Here is a 16,429-nt window from a genome sequence, read left to right as displayed (position 1 = left end):
GCCTCCTAAGAAATCCCCATCACTGTGAGTAGCATATCAATCGCTTTGATCGCAATAAACGGCGCAATAATGCCGCCGAGCCCATAGATCAAAATATTCCGTCCTAATAATTTTTGTGCGGGAAGTTCACGATATTTCACGCCTCTGAGTGACAATGGAATCAAGCAGACGATAACAAACGCATTGTAAATAACTGCCGATAAGAGCGCCGTGACAGGACTCGTTAATTGCATCAAATTGAGCACTTCAAGTTCAGGGTAAATCCCATAAAAAAGTACGGGAATAATCGCAAAATATTTGGCAATGTCATTTGCAACGCTAAATGTCGTCAGCGCGCCTCTTGTCATGAGTAGCTGCTTCCCAATTCTTACAATATCAATCAGCTTCGTTGGGCTAGAATCAAGATCAACCATGTTTCCGGCTTCTTTTGCCGCTTGTGTCCCTGAATTCATCGCAACAGCTACATCTGCTTGCGCAAGCGCCGGCGCATCATTTGTACCATCGCCTGTCATCGCAACAAGGTGCCCTTCCTTTTGATACGAGCGAATCAAATCCAGTTTCGCTTCTGGAGTTGCTTCCGCCAAAAAGTCATCAACACCCGCTTCTGCTGCGATAGCCGCTGCTGTCATCGGATTATCCCCTGTAATCATAATCGTTTTAATCCCCATCGCCCGTAAATCTTGAAACTTCTCCTTTACACCATTTTTTACGATATCTTTTAAATAAACAACGCCAAGCACTTGCTTATTCTTCACAACAACAAGTGGCGTACCACCAGCCTGTGCTACTTTGGCGACAAGCTCCTCGCATTCAGCCGGATAAGTCGACCCAACCGATTCCACAAATTGTTTTACCGCATCCGCGGCACCTTTTCTGACCTCATCTCCACCAAAATTCGTACCGCTCATCCGCGTTTTCGCCGTAAAAGGAATGAACTCCGCTTCCGCACTCGAAAGCTCCCGACCTCGAATGTCAAAGCGCTCCTTGGCAAGCACCACGATGCTTCTCCCCTCAGCCGTTTCATCAGCTAATGAGGAAAGCTGCGCCGCATCAGCTAATTCGCGCTCCGAAACACCCGCTACAGGCAAAAATTGACTTGCTCGCCGGTTTCCAAGTGTAATCGTGCCCGTTTTATCTAGCAAAAGGACATCCACATCTCCAGCCGCTTCAATCGCCCGACCACTCATCGCGAGTACGTTTGCTTCATTTAAACGGCTCATTCCCGCAATCCCAATAGAAGAAAGTAACGCTCCAATCGTCGTGGGAGCTAAGCAAACAAGGAGCGCAATCACATTAGTAAGTGAAATAGCTTCCCCTTTTCCAGCCAAATGACTTGAAAACTCGGTAAATGGAATTAATGTCGCCGATACCGCCAGAAAGATAATCGTCAGTGTCACAAGCAAAATTTGCAAAGCAATTTCATTCGGCGTTTTCTTTCTTGCCGCACCTTCCACCATCGCGATCATCTTATCGAGAAAACTTTCACCCGCCTCAGCTGTCACGCGAATCACAAGCCAATCCGAGACAAGTGTTGTTCCGCCAGTCACGGCACTTCTATCTCCACCTGATTCGCGAATGACTGGCGCTGATTCCCCAGTAATCGCACTTTCATCTACAGAAGCTGCTCCCGTAATGACCTCTCCGTCCATCGGAATTTGTTCGCCCATCTTAACTAGAACCACATCATTTTTTTTAAGCTCATTGGAAAGGACTTCCGTATAAAGATTGTGGTTTTCTGGATCTTGCAATTTTCTCGCCGAAACGTCTTTCCTTGCGCCGCGCAAGCTTCCTGCCTGCGCTCTGCCACGTCCTTCTGCTATCGCCTCTGCAAAATTCGCAAAAAGAACAGTAAACCACAAAAGCATCGCAATCACAAATGTGTACCAGCGCGCCTCATCTTGGATCCCGAAAAAACCAAGGAAGTAAAGGACAGTCGTTAGTACTGCTCCCAAATACACCACAAACATAACTGGATTTTTTATTTGAATTTTCGGTGACAACTTAAAGAACGACTGTGCCGCCGCGTCCGCATAAATTTCTTTTTTCTTCATTTTTAAGTCCTCCTACTTACCAGCCGTGAAAAAATCGGCAATCGGTCCAAGTGCTAAACTTGGCAAGAAACTAAGGCTCCCACTAGCAAAATAACGCCAATCAAAAGTCCCGCAAACATCCCGTTTTTCGTCGAAAGCGTCCCACTACTTTCAGGAACAACTTTTTTCTGTGCCAAATTTCCAGCTAAGAATAAAGTTGCGACTAGTGGTAAAAACCTTGCAAGAAGCATAATGATTCCGCCAATCCAATTGGTAAAAGCGGTATCCGCTGAAAATCCCGCAAAAGCACTACCATTATTGTTCCCCATGGATGTAAATGCATAAAGAATTTCAGAAAAGCCATGCGCGCCTGAATTGGTTAGCCAGCTCGTTGCGGCTGGTAAAAGCACCGCTATAGCTGTTCCAAATAAAGTAAGAAGTGGCGGGCCTAAAATGATCAGACAAACCATTTTCATGTCAAACGGCTCGATTTTTTTTGCCTAGATATTCCGGCGTTCGCCCAATTAAGAGCCCCGCAATAAAGACCGTTAAAATAACAAAGGCGATCATGCCATAAAGTCCACTTCCAACGCCTCCAAAGACAATTTCTCCAAGTTGCATCATGAAAAGTGGCACGGCTCCACCAAGCGGTGTCAAGCTGTCATGCATGGCGTTCACTGAACCATTTGAAGCGGCGGTTGTCGCCACGCCAAATAGTGTCGAGCCCGAGACACCAAAGCGCGCTTCTTTTCCTTCCATATTACCGGCTGAATCTGCTACACCTGCAGTACTTGGCAAACTAAATTGCTCAGCAGCTGTCATCGCGATGAGACCCACTGAAAATAAAACAAGCATCACTGTAAAGATTACGCGCCCCTGCTTGGCATCTTTCACCGCACGTCCAAATGCCACAACAAGCGCCGCCGGAATCAAAAGAATCGCAAGGATTTCTAATAAATTGCTAAAAGCTGTTGGATTTTCAAACGGAAAAGCTGAGTTTGCTCCAAAAAAGCCTCCACCATTTGTTCCAAGTTGTTTTATCGCAATTTGGCTAGCTGCTGGGCCAAGCGGAATCAACTGTTTCGCACCTTCTTGGAGCGTTTCCGTCGTCACGTATGGCGCGAAGCTTTGCACAACCCCTTGCGAAACAAGGAGAATCGCCATGACAAGCGAAAGTGGCACGAGCAAGTATAATGTAACGCGAATCAAGTCCTGCCAAAAGTTCCCGACCGAATGTGTTTTCTTCAAAATAAAGCCGCGCACAAGCGCAAACAGTACGGCAATCCCCGTTCCTGCCGACACGAAGTTTTGCACCGTAAGTCCGATCGTCTGCGAAAGATAAGAAAGTGCGCTTTCCCCCGAATAAGCTTGCCAGTTTGTGTTCGTGACAAAACTTGCAGCCGTGTTAAACGCTAGCCCGAGCGACATGCCTTTTTGATGTTCTGGATTAAGCGGCAACACACCTTGAAGCATGAGCACTGCCATTAAAAAAAATCAAACCTACTCCGCTGAATAAAACGACGGATGCGGCGTATCTTTTTGCGCTCATTTCTTCTTCCGCATTTTTCCCAATCATTTTATAAGCCAATTTTTCAAGAGGAGCGATGACTTTCGTTAAAAAAAACGGGCTTAAATGTTAGAATTCGGTAAATATAAATCCCAACTGGTATCGCAAGTGCTATCAATAGTAGAAGAAAAACAATATCTTGCATCACAATCCTGCTCATAGGTCTTCACCTCGAAACAGGATATAAAATAAATAAATCATTAAACCTACAGTGATGCAGATCATGATCCCAATTAAAATAGCCACTTTTCCCACTCCTTTAAATCCTCACTTTTTCTACACTCCCCATCCTAACAAAAAGCATATAAAGACAGTGTTAAGGTCTTATCCTGTGGCATAAAGATTTCGTTAAGATATCCGTGTAATTTTTACACAGATGTTTTTGTATGTGTAACGCAAAAATATTTTTGAAAACGCTATTATGAAGCCCTTTCATAGCTTTTAAAAGTTGGCACGGAATTTGCATATATAGTTAATATAAAATGAAACTTTAGGAGGTTTTGATTTTGAAAACCATAATGCTCGTTTGTTCCGCTGGAATGTCAACAAGCCTTTTAGTAACCAAAATGCAAAAAGCAGCTGAGGCAGAAGGACTTGAAGCAAATATTTTTGCTGTCGCTGAAGCTGAGGCAGATAGTCACTTTGATGAAATTGATGTCTTAATGCTTGGACCACAAGTTCGTTTCCTTGAAGGAAAAATGAAAGAAAAGCTAGAACCCAAAGGCGTACCTGTTGGCGTTATTGATATGACAGATTACGGTACGATGAATGGGGAAAAAGTTCTTGCAACAGCGAAAGAATTGATGAAGTAACTTTCGTTAGCGAACAACGTCTTTTGACAAGTTGTTTCTATAAATATTAAATAAAGATCCAAACTGGATCAAAAAAAGGAGAGTATTAAAATGAATGGTTTTATCGCTTTTATGGAAAAACACTTTATTCCATACGCAGCTAAAATCGGAGGACAACGCCATCTCGTTGCTGTCCGTGATGGATTCATCGCGACAATGCCGCTAATGATTCTAGGATCATTCGCAGTACTAATTAACAATTTACCAATTCCTGGTTATCTAGATTTCATGAATAACATTTTCGGCGAAGGAAAATGGCAAAACTTCGGCGGAAACATCTGGAATGGTACATTTGCGATTCTTGCACTTTTAATTGCTTTTACTGTAGCTTATAACCTTGCCAAATCTTACGATAAAGACGCATTATCTTCTGGTGTCATCTCAGTTGCCACTTTCTTCACGATTGGCGCAATTGCTCCTGATGATAAAGGGATTCCAGGAGTTGGCGGACTTGGTTCCATCGGTCTTTTCTTAGCTCTTATCGTCGCAATTTTATCTACTGAAATTTTCACGCGTTTAAGCGGAAATCCAAAACTAATCATCAAAATGCCTGACGGTGTTCCGCCAGCAGTGTCTCGTTCATTCGCAGCACTATTCCCATCGATGATTACAGTTTCAATCTTTGCACTTATTACGGCTCTTTTCCAAGCATTTGGAATTACAAACCTTGTTAATGAATTCTATAAACTTATCCAAGAACCGTTCATGGGACTTGCTAACTCATGGGGCGTAGCACTTCTACTTGCATTCATCTCTGCATTCCTATGGTTCTTCGGTTTGCACGGTGCGAACATCATCGACCCGTTCATGCAAACAATCAATGCTCCAGCGATCACAGCTAACCAAGAAGCACTTAAAGCTGGTAAAGAACTTCCATATATCGTTAACAAACCTTTCTTCGATTCATTTGTGAACATGGGAGGAACTGGGGCAACAATCGGACTGATCATCGCGATCTTTATCGTTGCTCGTAAGCATAAAGCTTACATGACAGTATCTAAACTTTCAGCAGCACCAGGTGTGTTCAATATCAATGAACCAATGATGTTCGGTCTTCCAATTGTACTGAACCCAATCATGTTCATTCCATATATCTTAACACCAATGGTTCTTGTAACAATCGCTTACTTTGCAACAAAACTTGGACTTGTTCCAGCAGCAACAATCATCACTCCTTGGACAATGCCTCCAGTTATCGGTGGTGCACTTGCAACACAAAGTATCGCAGGTGGTATTCTTGCAGCCGTTAACTTGATCATCGCTGTCTTGATCTATCTTCCATTCGCGAAAATGGCTCAAATTCAAGAGCTCCGTCGTGAAAAAGGAGAAGCAGAAGCTTAATCACCTTGTATATAGTATTAAAGAATTAAGGACGTGTTAAAATGGATACAGAAAATCTAGAACAAACAATCATGGGACTCATTGTCAATGGCGGAAACGCAAAAAGTAATGCAATGCTTGCTATTCAAGCCGCTAAAGAAGGTAATTTTGAAGAAGCGGATAAGTATCTTGAAGAAGCGGACAAAGCACTTCTTGAAGCTCACCATTCGCAAACAGCCCTTATCCAAGGTGAAGCTCGCGGTGAAAAAACACCTGTATCATTGTTATTAGTTCACGCGCAAGATCACTTGATGAACGGTATCACTTTCAAAGATTTAGCAAAAGAAATCGTTGAATTGTATCGCGTTCGTTAAAACAAAAATCCCGTTTGGTTCAGCCCACTGAACCAAACGGGATTTTTTTATATTATTTGACTCCCTTGCTTGTATTTCGCTTTTCAAGCGGCAGCATCCCATATTTTTTCTTATAAAGCGTGTAGAAGTAGGTTTTATTTTGAAAGCCAACTTGTTCTATAACTTCACTGATCGGCAGGCTTGTTGATTCAATCAAAAGATCCGCCGCGAGCAATTTTTGTTTGTTCACAAGCTCAGTAAAAGTTTCCCCGATTTTTTTCTTGATCACATTGCTCAAATAATTTTTATTATACCCGAGCGAAGCTGCAGCCCCGCTTAAAGTCAATTCACGATATTCTTTTTCAATCAATTGTAACGTATTTAATGCAATATTATTCGTTTCCGAATATAAATTTTTCACTTCATCAGATAGATACGTATCACATTTCCTCACAAGTTCAGTAAATAATATTGGCAAATAAAGCGTTATCATTTTAGTTGAAAACTCTTCATCTAAAAAATACTCGACGATAATTTGTTCCAAAACCCTTTTGATATGGGGAATGTTGGCGCTTTTGAAGATAATATATTTTTTCATCCGCTGGCCATCAACTGCTGAATTCAATAAAAAGTCATAAACTAAACTGTTTTTCTTCTTGATCCCCGTAAGCCACTCTAAATTGATACTTTGATCGCGAAAAAGAATGTTGATCAAAATGTCGTTCTCGCCCGTCGCTTTAATCGAGTGATGGCAACCAATGTCGAGTAGCAATAACTCCCCCTCTTGCAATGTTTCTTCTTTTCCTTCGATCACTTGTTTACACTCACCGCGAAGCATGTAATTCAGTTCCAAAAACTGGTGCGAATGCGCCGGATAATCTGCAAAACGGTTGTGTTTACTAACATAGATATCTTTATTTCGGAAAAAATATTCATTTAACAAATTCATTGTTCCATCTTTTTCAGAAAAGGATTTTTTCGGGTAATCCATCGAAAATTGTCCAGTTTCTTTTTGCCATTTTTCCTTGGCATTCAAACGATATAACTGCTTTTCAACTCGTTCTTCCATGTAATCTCCACCTGTATATTTGATACTATTATCATAACTCTTCGATATTGTAAGCGCAACCATTAAAACATATATTATAAGTAAGCGCTTAACAAAATACGTAGGAGGGTTAATTGTGAGTAATGTGGCAAATGGTAGTAGTAAAAAAGGAACTATCGCAGTATCATTAACGAATTATCTAGACTCAGGTTGTATTGTTGCAGGTGCTAGTGGTCTTACTTTGTGGGCACAACAATTTGGACTCAGCAGTTTTGCTGTTGGGCTCCTTGGAGCAGTCAGTGCCAACGCATTTGGATCGGCTTTTGGTGCCCTTATCGGCGGACATTTAGCTGATAAATATGGACGTAAATTTATTTACACATATAACATGCTTGTTTACATTCTCGGCGTTGCTATTATCATGTTCTCGATGAACTTTGCAATGCTTTTAGCAGGATTTTTAATTACTGGTCTCTCAGTCGGCGCGGGCGTTCCCGCTTCTTGGACATATATTTCGGAAATGGCAGACCCTAAAACTCGGGCAAGAAACATTGGAATTTCCCAGTTCGCCTGGTCTTGCGGTCCGGCAATCATTTTCACCCTTGGCATTTTAGTTTCACCGCTCGGTCTCTTTGGAAACCGTTTACTTTTCTTATCTCTTTTGATCGTCGCAGTTGTCGCTTGGAACTTACAACGCAAACTCGATGAATCGAAAGACTGGGAAGCAGAGCAAGCAAAATTAAAAGCATCTGGAGCAAAACCAGCTCATCCGATGAAAAATGCTTTTTCAAACTTAGTAAATATCAAATCGATTTTATTCCTTGTCGGGGTTTATATGTTCTGGAATCTTGTTGCCGGAGCAATGGGCTTTTTCATGCCATTTGTTTATGAAACCGTTGGTGGCCTTACCAACACACAAGCCAATTTGCTACAAGCGGTACTTTGGATCCTAACTGCTGCTGGAACTTATTTCGGCTTCGCCAAATTTGGCGACCGCGTAAGCCATCGCCTCTTATTCTTTGTCGGCGCAGCAATGGCAGTTGCTTCTTGGGTCGTTCTTACTTACGTCGGCATGAGCTGGCTTGGTCTTTGGACATTCGTTGTTCTTTGGGGCATTTCTGCTGGAATCGGTGCACAAGCTTTTTATGCACTTTGGTCAACGGAACTTTTCCCAACTCAATATCGTGGCGGGGTTCAAGGAATCATGTTCTTCCTTGTTCGCGGTAGTGCAGGAATTTGGTCCATCATCTTCCCTGTGATTCTTGCAAATCTTGGCTTTACGGTTGCAGGAACGATTATGATTGCTCTCCTTGCAATTTCACTCTTAATCGGTGTTATTTGGGCACCAAATACACGCGGTCGAACTCTTGATGAAATCACAAAAGAACGTTATGGAAACTTAGAGCCTAATCTTGTAAAAAAAGAAACGACAGGCGTTTTAAAGGAAAGTGATTAATGATGAAAAATTATGTTGCCATTGACATTGGGGCATCAAGCGGACGGCTCCTACTCGGAAATATCCGAGATGGGAAACTTGTACTTAGCGAAATCCATCGTTTTAAAAACGGATTTACCTTTCGCGATGGGCACGACCGCTGGGACATGGATTCCCTGATTCATGAAATATTTACCGGCCTTGAAAAGGTCAAACAGATGGGGATTTCCGCGTGCACACTTGGAATCGACACATGGGGCGTAGACTACGTCCTCGTTGATTCGGCGGGTAACAAACTGGGCGATCCAGTGAGCTACCGTGATAGTCGAACAGCAGGCAAAATTAGCGTGCTAACAAGTGAATACCCGAAAGATTATATTTACAAGAAAACGGGGATTCAATTTCTCGAATTAAATACGCTTTATCAGCTTTATGTGGAAGATAAAAATTTAATCGCGGCTGCGGACAAAATCCTACTGATTCCTGATTACATTGGATTCATCCTTACCGGCAAGCAAGTCGCTGAGACCACAAACTCATCCACAACACAAATGCTCAATTTGCGGGAGCAACTGTTTGATTCGGACTTGCTAGAACACCTCGGGATTGACCCTTGCAAATTTGCAGAACTTCGTGATGCCGGAACACATCTTGGCAAATTAAAACCCGAATGGCGTGAAAAATTCGACTTGCCGGAAACGGATGTCATCACGGTTGCGACACATGATACGGCTTCTGCGGTTGTCGGAACACCCGCAAAAGGCGAAAACTGGGCTTTCTTAAGTAGCGGCACTTGGTCACTTCTTGGAATGGAACTTCGGACGCCTATAACAAGTGAGCTTGCCTTTCAGGAAAACTATACAAATGAATGGGGCGCATACGGAACTTACCGGTTCCTAAAAAACATCATGGGTCTTTGGATCGTGCAAGAAATCGCGCGCCTGACAGGTTATAAGTATAGCTTTTCCGAGATGGCTCAACTGGCCGAAAAAGAAGAATTCTTTGTATCCATCATTGATGTGAACGACGACCGCTTTAACAATCCAGATAACATGATTGAGGAAATTCAAGCTTACTGCCGGGATACGGGGCAGCCGGTTCCAGAATCGATCGGGGAACTAACCAATTGTGTGTATGGTAGCTTGGCACTTTGTTACGCGCAGGCGCTTCAAAAAATGAAAGAGATCACTTCGAAGGAAATTGATGCGCTTTATATTGTTGGCGGCGGAAGTAATGTGGCGACACTGAATCAGCTTACGGCGAATCTAGCAGGTATCAAGGTCTATGCCGGCCCACAAGAGGCAACAGCTATCGGGAACTTAAGTGTACAACTAATTACAGAAGGCGAAATCGGAAGCGTGCAGGATGCACGCGATTTAATCCGCGAGTCTTTTGAAATAAAAGAATTTATTCCTGAACAAATGAAGGAAACGAAGGCGCTTGAAAGCTATGCGGCGCTAATTCGTAACTAATCAGAGGAGGCTTTTACAATGAGTGAAGTAGAAAAACGTTATTTGGCGGCTAAAGAACGCTATGCAAAAATTGGTGTCGATACAGATGAAGCACTGAAAAAATTGCAAGAGGTCAAAATTTCGATGCACTGCTGGCAAGGCGACGATGTGAAGGGATTTTTAAATCCAGATGGCGAATTAACGGGCGGCATTATGGCAACAGGAAATTATCCGGGCGCCGCACATACGCCAGAACAACTTCGTTCTGACTTGGAAAAAGCATTTGCGATGATTCCTGGGAAGCATAAAGTGAACTTGCATGCGATTTATGTCGATACCGATGAAAAAGTGGATCTCAATACGATTGAACCAAAACACTTTTCAAAATGGGTAGACTGGGCAAAGGAACAAGGATTGGGACTTGATTTCAACCCTACTTTCTTCTCGCACCCGATGTTTAAGGACAATTACACACTAGCGTCTCCTGATAAAGAAGTGCGTGACTTCTGGATCGAGCACGGCAAACGTTCCCGGAAAATTGCGGAATACTTTGGAAAAGAACTCGGTCAAACTTGTATCAACAACTTCTGGATGCCAGATGGAATGAAAGATAACCCGATTGATCGCCTTTCTCCGCGCAAACGTTTGATGGAAGCACTCGATGAAATTTTTGAAGAAAAACTAGATGAAAACTATACGCAAGAAGCGGTAGAAAGCAAATTGTTCGGACTGGGTGCAGAAGCCTACACAGTTGGCTCCCACGAATTTTATATGGGCTACGGCTTAACTCGTGACAAATTGATTTGCTTAGACGCAGGCCACTTCCACCCAACTGAATTTATTTCCAACAAACTTTCTTCGTTAGCTTTGTTTTCTAAGGGTGTTATGTTGCATGTTAGCCGTCCTGTGCGCTGGGATAGCGACCATGTGGTCTTAATGGATGATGAATTAACTGAAATCGGCCGTGAGCTCGTTCGTAACGATTTACTACCGATCACAAATATTGGACTCGATTTCTTCGACGCGACCATCAACCGTATCGCTGCTTGGGTTGTAGGCACACGAAATACGCAAAAGGCTTTGCTTAAGGCATTCCTTGAACCAACGGATGACCTGAAGAAAATCGAACTTGAAAATGACTTTACAACACGAATGGTTCTTACGGAAGAATTAAAGGATTTCCCATTCGGCGATATCTGGAACCAATTCTGTGAACTAAATGGGGTTCCAGTTGGTCTTGACTGGCTAAAAGAAGTTCGCGAATATGAAAAAAATGTACTTTTAAATAGATAGGAGTCCTCTTTGATGGAAAATATTGAAAATGCCCCTTTTCTTCGGGAAATGATTGAAACTACTTCAAATTTATATCGCTTAGGTTGGGATGAAAGAAATGGCGGCAATATTAGTTATTTGCTAGAAGAAAGTGAAATTACGCCTTATCTTGATCCCACCAATGTGCTTCGGTTGATACCGATGGACTTTGACGGAAAAGCCCTCGCTGGGAAATATTTTCTTGTCACAGGTTCTGGGAAATATTTTAAAAATGTGGCTAAAGCGCCTGCTGAAAACTTGGGGATTATTCGGATTGCGGAGGATGGCGCTGGGGTTGAGGTGCTATGGGGCTACACGGACGGCGGAACGCCAACAAGCGAACTACCTTCTCACTTGATGAGTCACATCGCTAGGCTTTCTGTCAATCCTAAAAATCGGATTGTGATGCACTGCCACGCGACTCATTTACTGGCCATGACGTTTACGCACGAACTAGATGAGCGCCTCTTTACGCGGACGCTTTGGCAGATGTGCACGGAATGCCTTGTTGTATTTCCAGACGGCGTCGGCATCGTTCCTTGGCTAATTCCAGGAACGAATGAAATTGGAATCGCGACTTCTGAAAAAATGAAGGAAACACGACTTGTTGTTTGGCCGCACCACGGTATTTATGGTTCTGGAGAAACGATGGATGAAACGTTCGGTTTAATTGAAACGGCTGAAAAAGCAGCACAGGTTTATACGATTGTTTGCGCACAAGGCGGTGCCAAACAAACGATTACTGATGAAGAGCTAACTCAGCTAGGTGAAAGATTTGGCGTTAACCCAAAAGAAGGCTATTTGAAGGAGGATTAACTCACATGGAACGGATTGCTTCAATCATGTATTTATATGAAGGACAGCAAGCGGAATATAAAAAGCGGCATGATGAACTTTGGCCTGAGATGGAGCAAGCACTGAAAGAACATGGTGCATCCAATTATTCGATCTTTCTAGATCCTGCAACAGATATTTTATTTGCTTATTTGGAAGTGGCCGACAAGGCAACCTACGATAAGATTTCAAAAACTGAAATCTGCCAAAAATGGTGGGCTTATATGGCTCCTATCATGAAATCCAATGAAGATAATAGTCCTGTTTCAAAGGACTTGGTGCAAGTTTTCTACCTTGCTTAGCGAATTGGAGCTGCAAGCGAGCAGCTCCAATTCTATGTTATTTATTGTGAAACAACTAACAAAGGAGCTGTTTAATGTGGTAAATCGAATGATTTTAAATGAAACTTCTTATTTTGGTAAAGGTGCGATTTCTAAAATTGCAGAGGAAGTAGAAAAACGTGCTTTTCAAAAAGGCTTGGTTGTTACTGACCAAGGAATTGTGAAGTCGGGTCTTCTGGATAAAATTACGGCGATTTTAGAGCAAAATCAATTGAATTTTGAGGTGTTCGATGGGATTAAACCGAATCCTTCTATGCAAGATGTAACGGAAGGGGTTCATAAGCTCAAGACCTCTGGTGCGGATTATATTTTGGCGGTGGGCGGAGGCTCCCCAATTGATACAGCGAAGGCAATGGGCATTATCCACACAAATCCGCAACACGCCGATATTTTGAGCCTTGAAGGGGAACCGGGGACGAAAAAACCCAGCTTGCCGATTCTTGCAGTCCCAACGACTTCAGGAACTGCGGCCGAGGTTACGATCAATTACGTCATCACTGATGCGGCGAATAATCGTAAATTTGTTTGTGTAGATCCGCACGACATCCCGGTTTGCGCATTTGTCGACAGCGATATGATGCTTGGAATGCCAAAAGGTCTTGCGGCGGCAACAGGGATGGATGCCCTAACTCACGCCATTGAAGGTTATATCACAAAAGGCGCTTGGGCACTCACTGATTCGCTTCATTTAAAGGCGATTGAAATTATCAGCCACGCACTTGAAGCATCTGTTTCTGGTAGCGAAAAGGCGCGCGAAGAAATGGCACTTGGACAATACATGGCGGGAATGGGGTTTTCAAATGTAGGGCTTGGACTCGTTCATGGCATGGCTCATCCGTTAAGTGCTTGGTATGATGTGCCACATGGCGTTGCTTGTGCTTCGCTTCTTCCGATCGTGATGGATTATAATAAAGCGGAAACGGGCGAAAAATACCGGGATATTGCGGTCGCAATGAGTGTTCCTGATGCAGCAACACTTCCGCTTGAAGAAGTCCGCGAAAAAGCGGTAGAAGCAGTGAAAAGCCTTGGAATAGCGGTGGGGATCCCACAAAACATTAGTGAACTAGGCGTTCAGGAAGCAGATCTTGAGGCCATTGCAAGTGACGCGTTAAAAGATGTTTGCACAGGCGGGAACCCGCGGGAAGCCTCTCTCCACGACATTTTGGCGCTTTACAAGGCCATGCTTTAACTTATCTTTTAGTCCCCCAAAATCGAAAAAGCCAAAACCCTGCTTTCTTGCCGGATTTTGGCTTTTTCTTTTTTTAATAAATTATTTTTCGCAACACGTTTGCAAGCATTTCAGCATCGATCGAGATTTTGGGCGGTCGATCGTAAATATCATCATTAACGCGCTCCACCATCGTTAGTAAAATCACGCTATTCAGCACGAGAGAAACCATCTCTGACTGCTCTGCTTGTCCTTTTCTATCCATAAAACTCTTCAATTTGGTATCTACTTTTTCATATAAATATTCAACGATTGTAGGATTAATAAACTCCATATCTTTACTACCAATTTCTTTCACAGAAATGACCATGAAGGAGCGGTGCTGGTCGTAAAGTTCAAAAATAAATCGACTCACTTCACGCAAGAAAACTTCGTTATCCGTGATTTCTTTCGCGAAAAAATCATCAATTTCTTGTTTCATTGCTTCAAACTGAAATTCAAGCGTCATGTGAATCAAATTTTCTTTGCTTTTGAATTTCTTGAAAATCGTCGCTTCATTGATTTCTGCAGCTTCTGCAAGCTGTCTCGTTGTCGAACCTTTGATTCCATTTTTGGCAACCATTTCTAAAGTGGCTTCCATGATCGATTCATTTGTAATCACAAATTTGCTCCCCTCACTGCCTAAAGCAAGTACTTACTTAATTAGAGTATAGCAGAGCCTTCCAAAATCTTCAAGCTACTTATTTTTTGATCTTGTGGAGGCTTACATTCGAATAAATGTGACAACTTTTTGTATAACAAGGAATTGAAACTGAATTGTAATCTTTTTTGGATGGTTATCGCGCTAAAAACATGCGATAATAAAAGAGATGACAAATGTCTGTAAATTATTGAATAATTGAGGTGAGCGTTCATGAACGTAAGTAGAAAAGAGAGAATCGAAGCCGCTAAACTCCAAGAAAAAGATCAACAAAAAAAAGATGCACTGAAAAAAGGAGTAGCACTAGCAGGCTTCACAGCTGCAGCAAGTTCCGTTATCGTTCCTGCCTATGCGACAACAGTTAGCGCTGATGAAGTGGCAGCAAATGATCAAAACGGTGGAGAGCACACACCAGCAGCTGAAGAGCAAACATCGCAGCAAAATGTGGAAGCAACTTCAGTAGCACAACCAATAGCAAGCTATTCCGCTTCTGCGACTTACAGCAACATTCAAAAAAACGACAATGCGTTCGACAGCAACTGTCCAAGGATTCATTGACCAAATCAGCGGCAGTGCATCGCAAATCGCGTCGCAAAACGACCTTTATGCTTCCGTTATGATGGCACAAGCCATTTTAGAAAGTGCTTATGGAACCAGCATGTTAGGTTCTGTACCAAACTATAACTTGTTTGGCATAAAAGGATCCTACAATGGTCAGTCCGTATTGAAACAAACGATGGAAGATGATGGAAAAGGAAATCTTTACCCAGTAAATGCTTATTTCCGGAAGTATCCATCTTATCACCAATCTCTTGAAGATTATGCGCGCGTTATTAAAGGTGGCCCATCATGGAATCCAAATTATTATGCGGGCGCATGGAAGAGCAACACTGCTTCTTACTTGGATGCAACAAAAGCGCTAACAGGTACATACGCAACAGATACAAGCTATAGCGTAAAGCTCAATAACTTGATTAAAACGTATAACCTCACACAGTTTGACACACCGGGAAGCGGAAATAACGCAGGATCCTCGGCTGATGTGTATTACACTGTCAAAAAAGGTGATACTTTGTGGCGCATTGCAACACGTCACAGCGTTTCCGTTGCCGCACTCAAATCGATGAACAACCTAAAATCCGACACGATTTATGTAAATCAAAAACTAATCGTGAAAAAAGGAACTGTGGTTGCGCCGCCAACATCAGGTGGCATAAATCCTGGAAATTCGAATACAGGCGGTGGTTCTTCTGCCCCTGCAAAAACTTATAAAGTAAGCGCTGGCGATACTTTATGGCGCATTTCGAACAAATTTGGTGTTTCTGTTGCAAACCTAAAAAGCTGGAACGGATTAAAATCTGACGTCATTCACGTTGGACAAGTTCTAAAAGTTTCGTCTAGCACAAACGGAAATGTTTCCACTCCAAAACCCGGCAACAACAGTTCACAAGCTTCTTACTACACCGTTAAAAAAGGTGATACACTATGGAGCTTAGCATCGAAAAACAAAACTTCTGTAGCTAAAATTAAATCACTTAACAAATTGTCTTCGAACACAATCTATGTAGGTCAAAAATTACGTGTAAAATAAAAGTATCAATAAGCCGAGCAAAGCTTTCCCGCTTTACTCGGCTTATTTTTCATCTATTACTCCTCTTCCTTTTTCTTGCGTGATTTTCTGCCTAATAAATACACGCCAATCAGAAGAAGAAGGACAAGAATCACGCCGCCAATCACATACCACATTGTGTAGTCGCGTTCCAGTTCGACTGCCTTGTCGTTCCACTTGGTGGCTTCCTCTCGTTTGATTTCAAAGTTCTTTGTAAACGTCCATTTTTTCCCGCTCCCCCATGCCGTTAGATGAAGTGTATATTTCCCAGGTTTAAACGCCTGATTGTTCCAGTTCACTCCATAATCAAAGTTGGAATTGGGCGCAAGCCGCATGTTTTCCTTCTTTTCTCGGAATAAAACCTGTTCTTTTCCGCGTTTTGTCACCTTCGCTATCCACTTTAAAATCTTG

General features: G+C 42.6%; 15 protein-coding genes and 1 pseudogene. 11 read left to right on the top strand and 5 right to left on the bottom strand.

Annotated elements, in window-relative coordinates; translation table 11 throughout:
• Window positions 1-5: 5 nt before the first annotated feature.
• Together kdpB and kdpA are read right to left on the bottom strand one after the other, a co-directional pair.
• Window positions 6-2,051, bottom strand: coding sequence for a potassium-transporting ATPase subunit KdpB (kdpB, locus tag MAQA_RS07610; protein ID WP_036072772.1), 2,046 nt, complete (start codon window positions 2,049-2,051; stop codon window positions 6-8).
• A gap of 12 nt (window positions 2,052-2,063) precedes the next feature.
• Window positions 2,064-3,757: pseudogene (gene kdpA, locus MAQA_RS07605) on the bottom strand (potassium-transporting ATPase subunit KdpA).
• A 346-nt stretch (window positions 3,758-4,103) separates the two neighbouring features.
• Here kdpA and MAQA_RS07600 point away from each other — a divergent pair.
• From MAQA_RS07600 to MAQA_RS07590, 3 genes are all read left to right on the top strand, one after another.
• Complete coding sequence (locus tag MAQA_RS07600; RefSeq protein WP_149023338.1) at window positions 4,104-4,409, top strand: PTS sugar transporter subunit IIB; 306 nt, start codon at window positions 4,104-4,106, stop codon at window positions 4,407-4,409.
• 90 nt (window positions 4,410-4,499) lie between these two features.
• On the top strand, window positions 4,500-5,789 hold the full coding sequence (gene celB, locus MAQA_RS07595; RefSeq protein WP_036072771.1) for a PTS cellobiose transporter subunit IIC: 1,290 nt from the start codon (window positions 4,500-4,502) through the stop codon (window positions 5,787-5,789).
• 41 nt (window positions 5,790-5,830) lie between these two features.
• Window positions 5,831-6,142 carry a PTS sugar transporter subunit IIA gene (locus tag MAQA_RS07590; RefSeq protein WP_036072770.1) on the top strand — a complete coding sequence of 104 codons (312 nt, stop codon included), beginning with the start codon at window positions 5,831-5,833 and terminating at the stop codon, window positions 6,140-6,142.
• A gap of 52 nt (window positions 6,143-6,194) precedes the next feature.
• Here MAQA_RS07590 and MAQA_RS07585 read toward each other — a convergent pair whose 3' ends face one another.
• The gene (locus MAQA_RS07585; RefSeq protein WP_036072769.1) at window positions 6,195-7,190 is read right to left on the bottom strand and encodes an AraC family transcriptional regulator; all 996 of its coding nucleotides are present in this window, start codon (window positions 7,188-7,190) and stop codon (window positions 6,195-6,197) included.
• Between the two features lie 124 nt (window positions 7,191-7,314).
• On the opposite strand from MAQA_RS07585, the gene MAQA_RS07580 reads away from it, so the two are divergent.
• From MAQA_RS07580 to fucO, 6 genes are read left to right on the top strand one after another with little or no spacing between them, the layout of a single operon-like run.
• A complete protein-coding gene (locus tag MAQA_RS07580) occupies window positions 7,315-8,625 on the top strand; it encodes an MFS transporter (RefSeq protein ID WP_173400313.1) in 1,311 nt (436 codons plus the stop codon).
• A gap of 2 nt (window positions 8,626-8,627) precedes the next feature.
• Window positions 8,628-10,076, top strand: a complete 1,449-nt coding sequence (rhaB, locus tag MAQA_RS07575) for a rhamnulokinase (protein WP_036072930.1) — start codon at window positions 8,628-8,630, stop codon at window positions 10,074-10,076.
• An 18-nt stretch (window positions 10,077-10,094) separates the two neighbouring features.
• Window positions 10,095-11,348, top strand: a complete 1,254-nt coding sequence (gene rhaA / locus MAQA_RS07570) for an L-rhamnose isomerase (protein WP_036072762.1) — start codon at window positions 10,095-10,097, stop codon at window positions 11,346-11,348.
• 12 nt (window positions 11,349-11,360) lie between these two features.
• Window positions 11,361-12,182: a rhamnulose-1-phosphate aldolase gene (gene rhaD, locus MAQA_RS07565; protein WP_036072755.1), complete on the top strand. Its 822-nt coding sequence runs from the start codon at window positions 11,361-11,363 to the stop codon at window positions 12,180-12,182.
• A gap of 5 nt (window positions 12,183-12,187) precedes the next feature.
• Window positions 12,188-12,502 carry an L-rhamnose mutarotase gene (gene rhaM / locus MAQA_RS07560; RefSeq protein WP_036072754.1) on the top strand — a complete coding sequence of 105 codons (315 nt, stop codon included), beginning with the start codon at window positions 12,188-12,190 and terminating at the stop codon, window positions 12,500-12,502.
• 34 nt (window positions 12,503-12,536) lie between these two features.
• On the top strand, window positions 12,537-13,730 hold the full coding sequence (gene fucO, locus MAQA_RS07555; RefSeq protein ID WP_052008534.1) for a lactaldehyde reductase: 1,194 nt from the start codon (window positions 12,537-12,539) through the stop codon (window positions 13,728-13,730).
• Window positions 13,731-13,803: 73 nt separating this feature from the next.
• Here the strand turns inward: fucO and MAQA_RS07550 are convergent, their stop codons facing one another.
• Complete coding sequence (locus tag MAQA_RS07550) at window positions 13,804-14,370, bottom strand: TetR/AcrR family transcriptional regulator (protein WP_036072753.1); 567 nt, start codon at window positions 14,368-14,370, stop codon at window positions 13,804-13,806.
• 252 nt (window positions 14,371-14,622) lie between these two features.
• On the opposite strand from MAQA_RS07550, the gene MAQA_RS15595 reads away from it, so the two are divergent.
• Together MAQA_RS15595 and MAQA_RS07545 are read left to right on the top strand one after the other, a co-directional pair.
• On the top strand, window positions 14,623-14,967 hold the full coding sequence (locus MAQA_RS15595) for a hypothetical protein (RefSeq protein ID WP_052008533.1): 345 nt from the start codon (window positions 14,623-14,625) through the stop codon (window positions 14,965-14,967).
• Window positions 14,933-16,000, top strand: a complete 1,068-nt coding sequence (locus tag MAQA_RS07545; RefSeq protein ID WP_052008532.1) for a LysM peptidoglycan-binding domain-containing protein — start codon at window positions 14,933-14,935, stop codon at window positions 15,998-16,000. Before MAQA_RS15595 ends, MAQA_RS07545 begins: the two co-directional genes overlap by 35 nt.
• A 56-nt stretch (window positions 16,001-16,056) precedes the next feature.
• Here the strand turns inward: MAQA_RS07545 and MAQA_RS07540 are convergent.
• The coding region (locus MAQA_RS07540) for a DUF3324 domain-containing protein (RefSeq protein ID WP_036072752.1) at window positions 16,057-16,429 on the bottom strand (373 nt) is incomplete at its 5' end.

This window comes from Listeria aquatica FSL S10-1188 (assembly GCF_000525795.1).
Taxonomy (GTDB): Bacteria; Bacillota; Bacilli; order Lactobacillales; family Listeriaceae; genus Listeria; species Listeria aquatica.
This window is presented reverse-complemented; position numbering and strand designations above follow the sequence as displayed.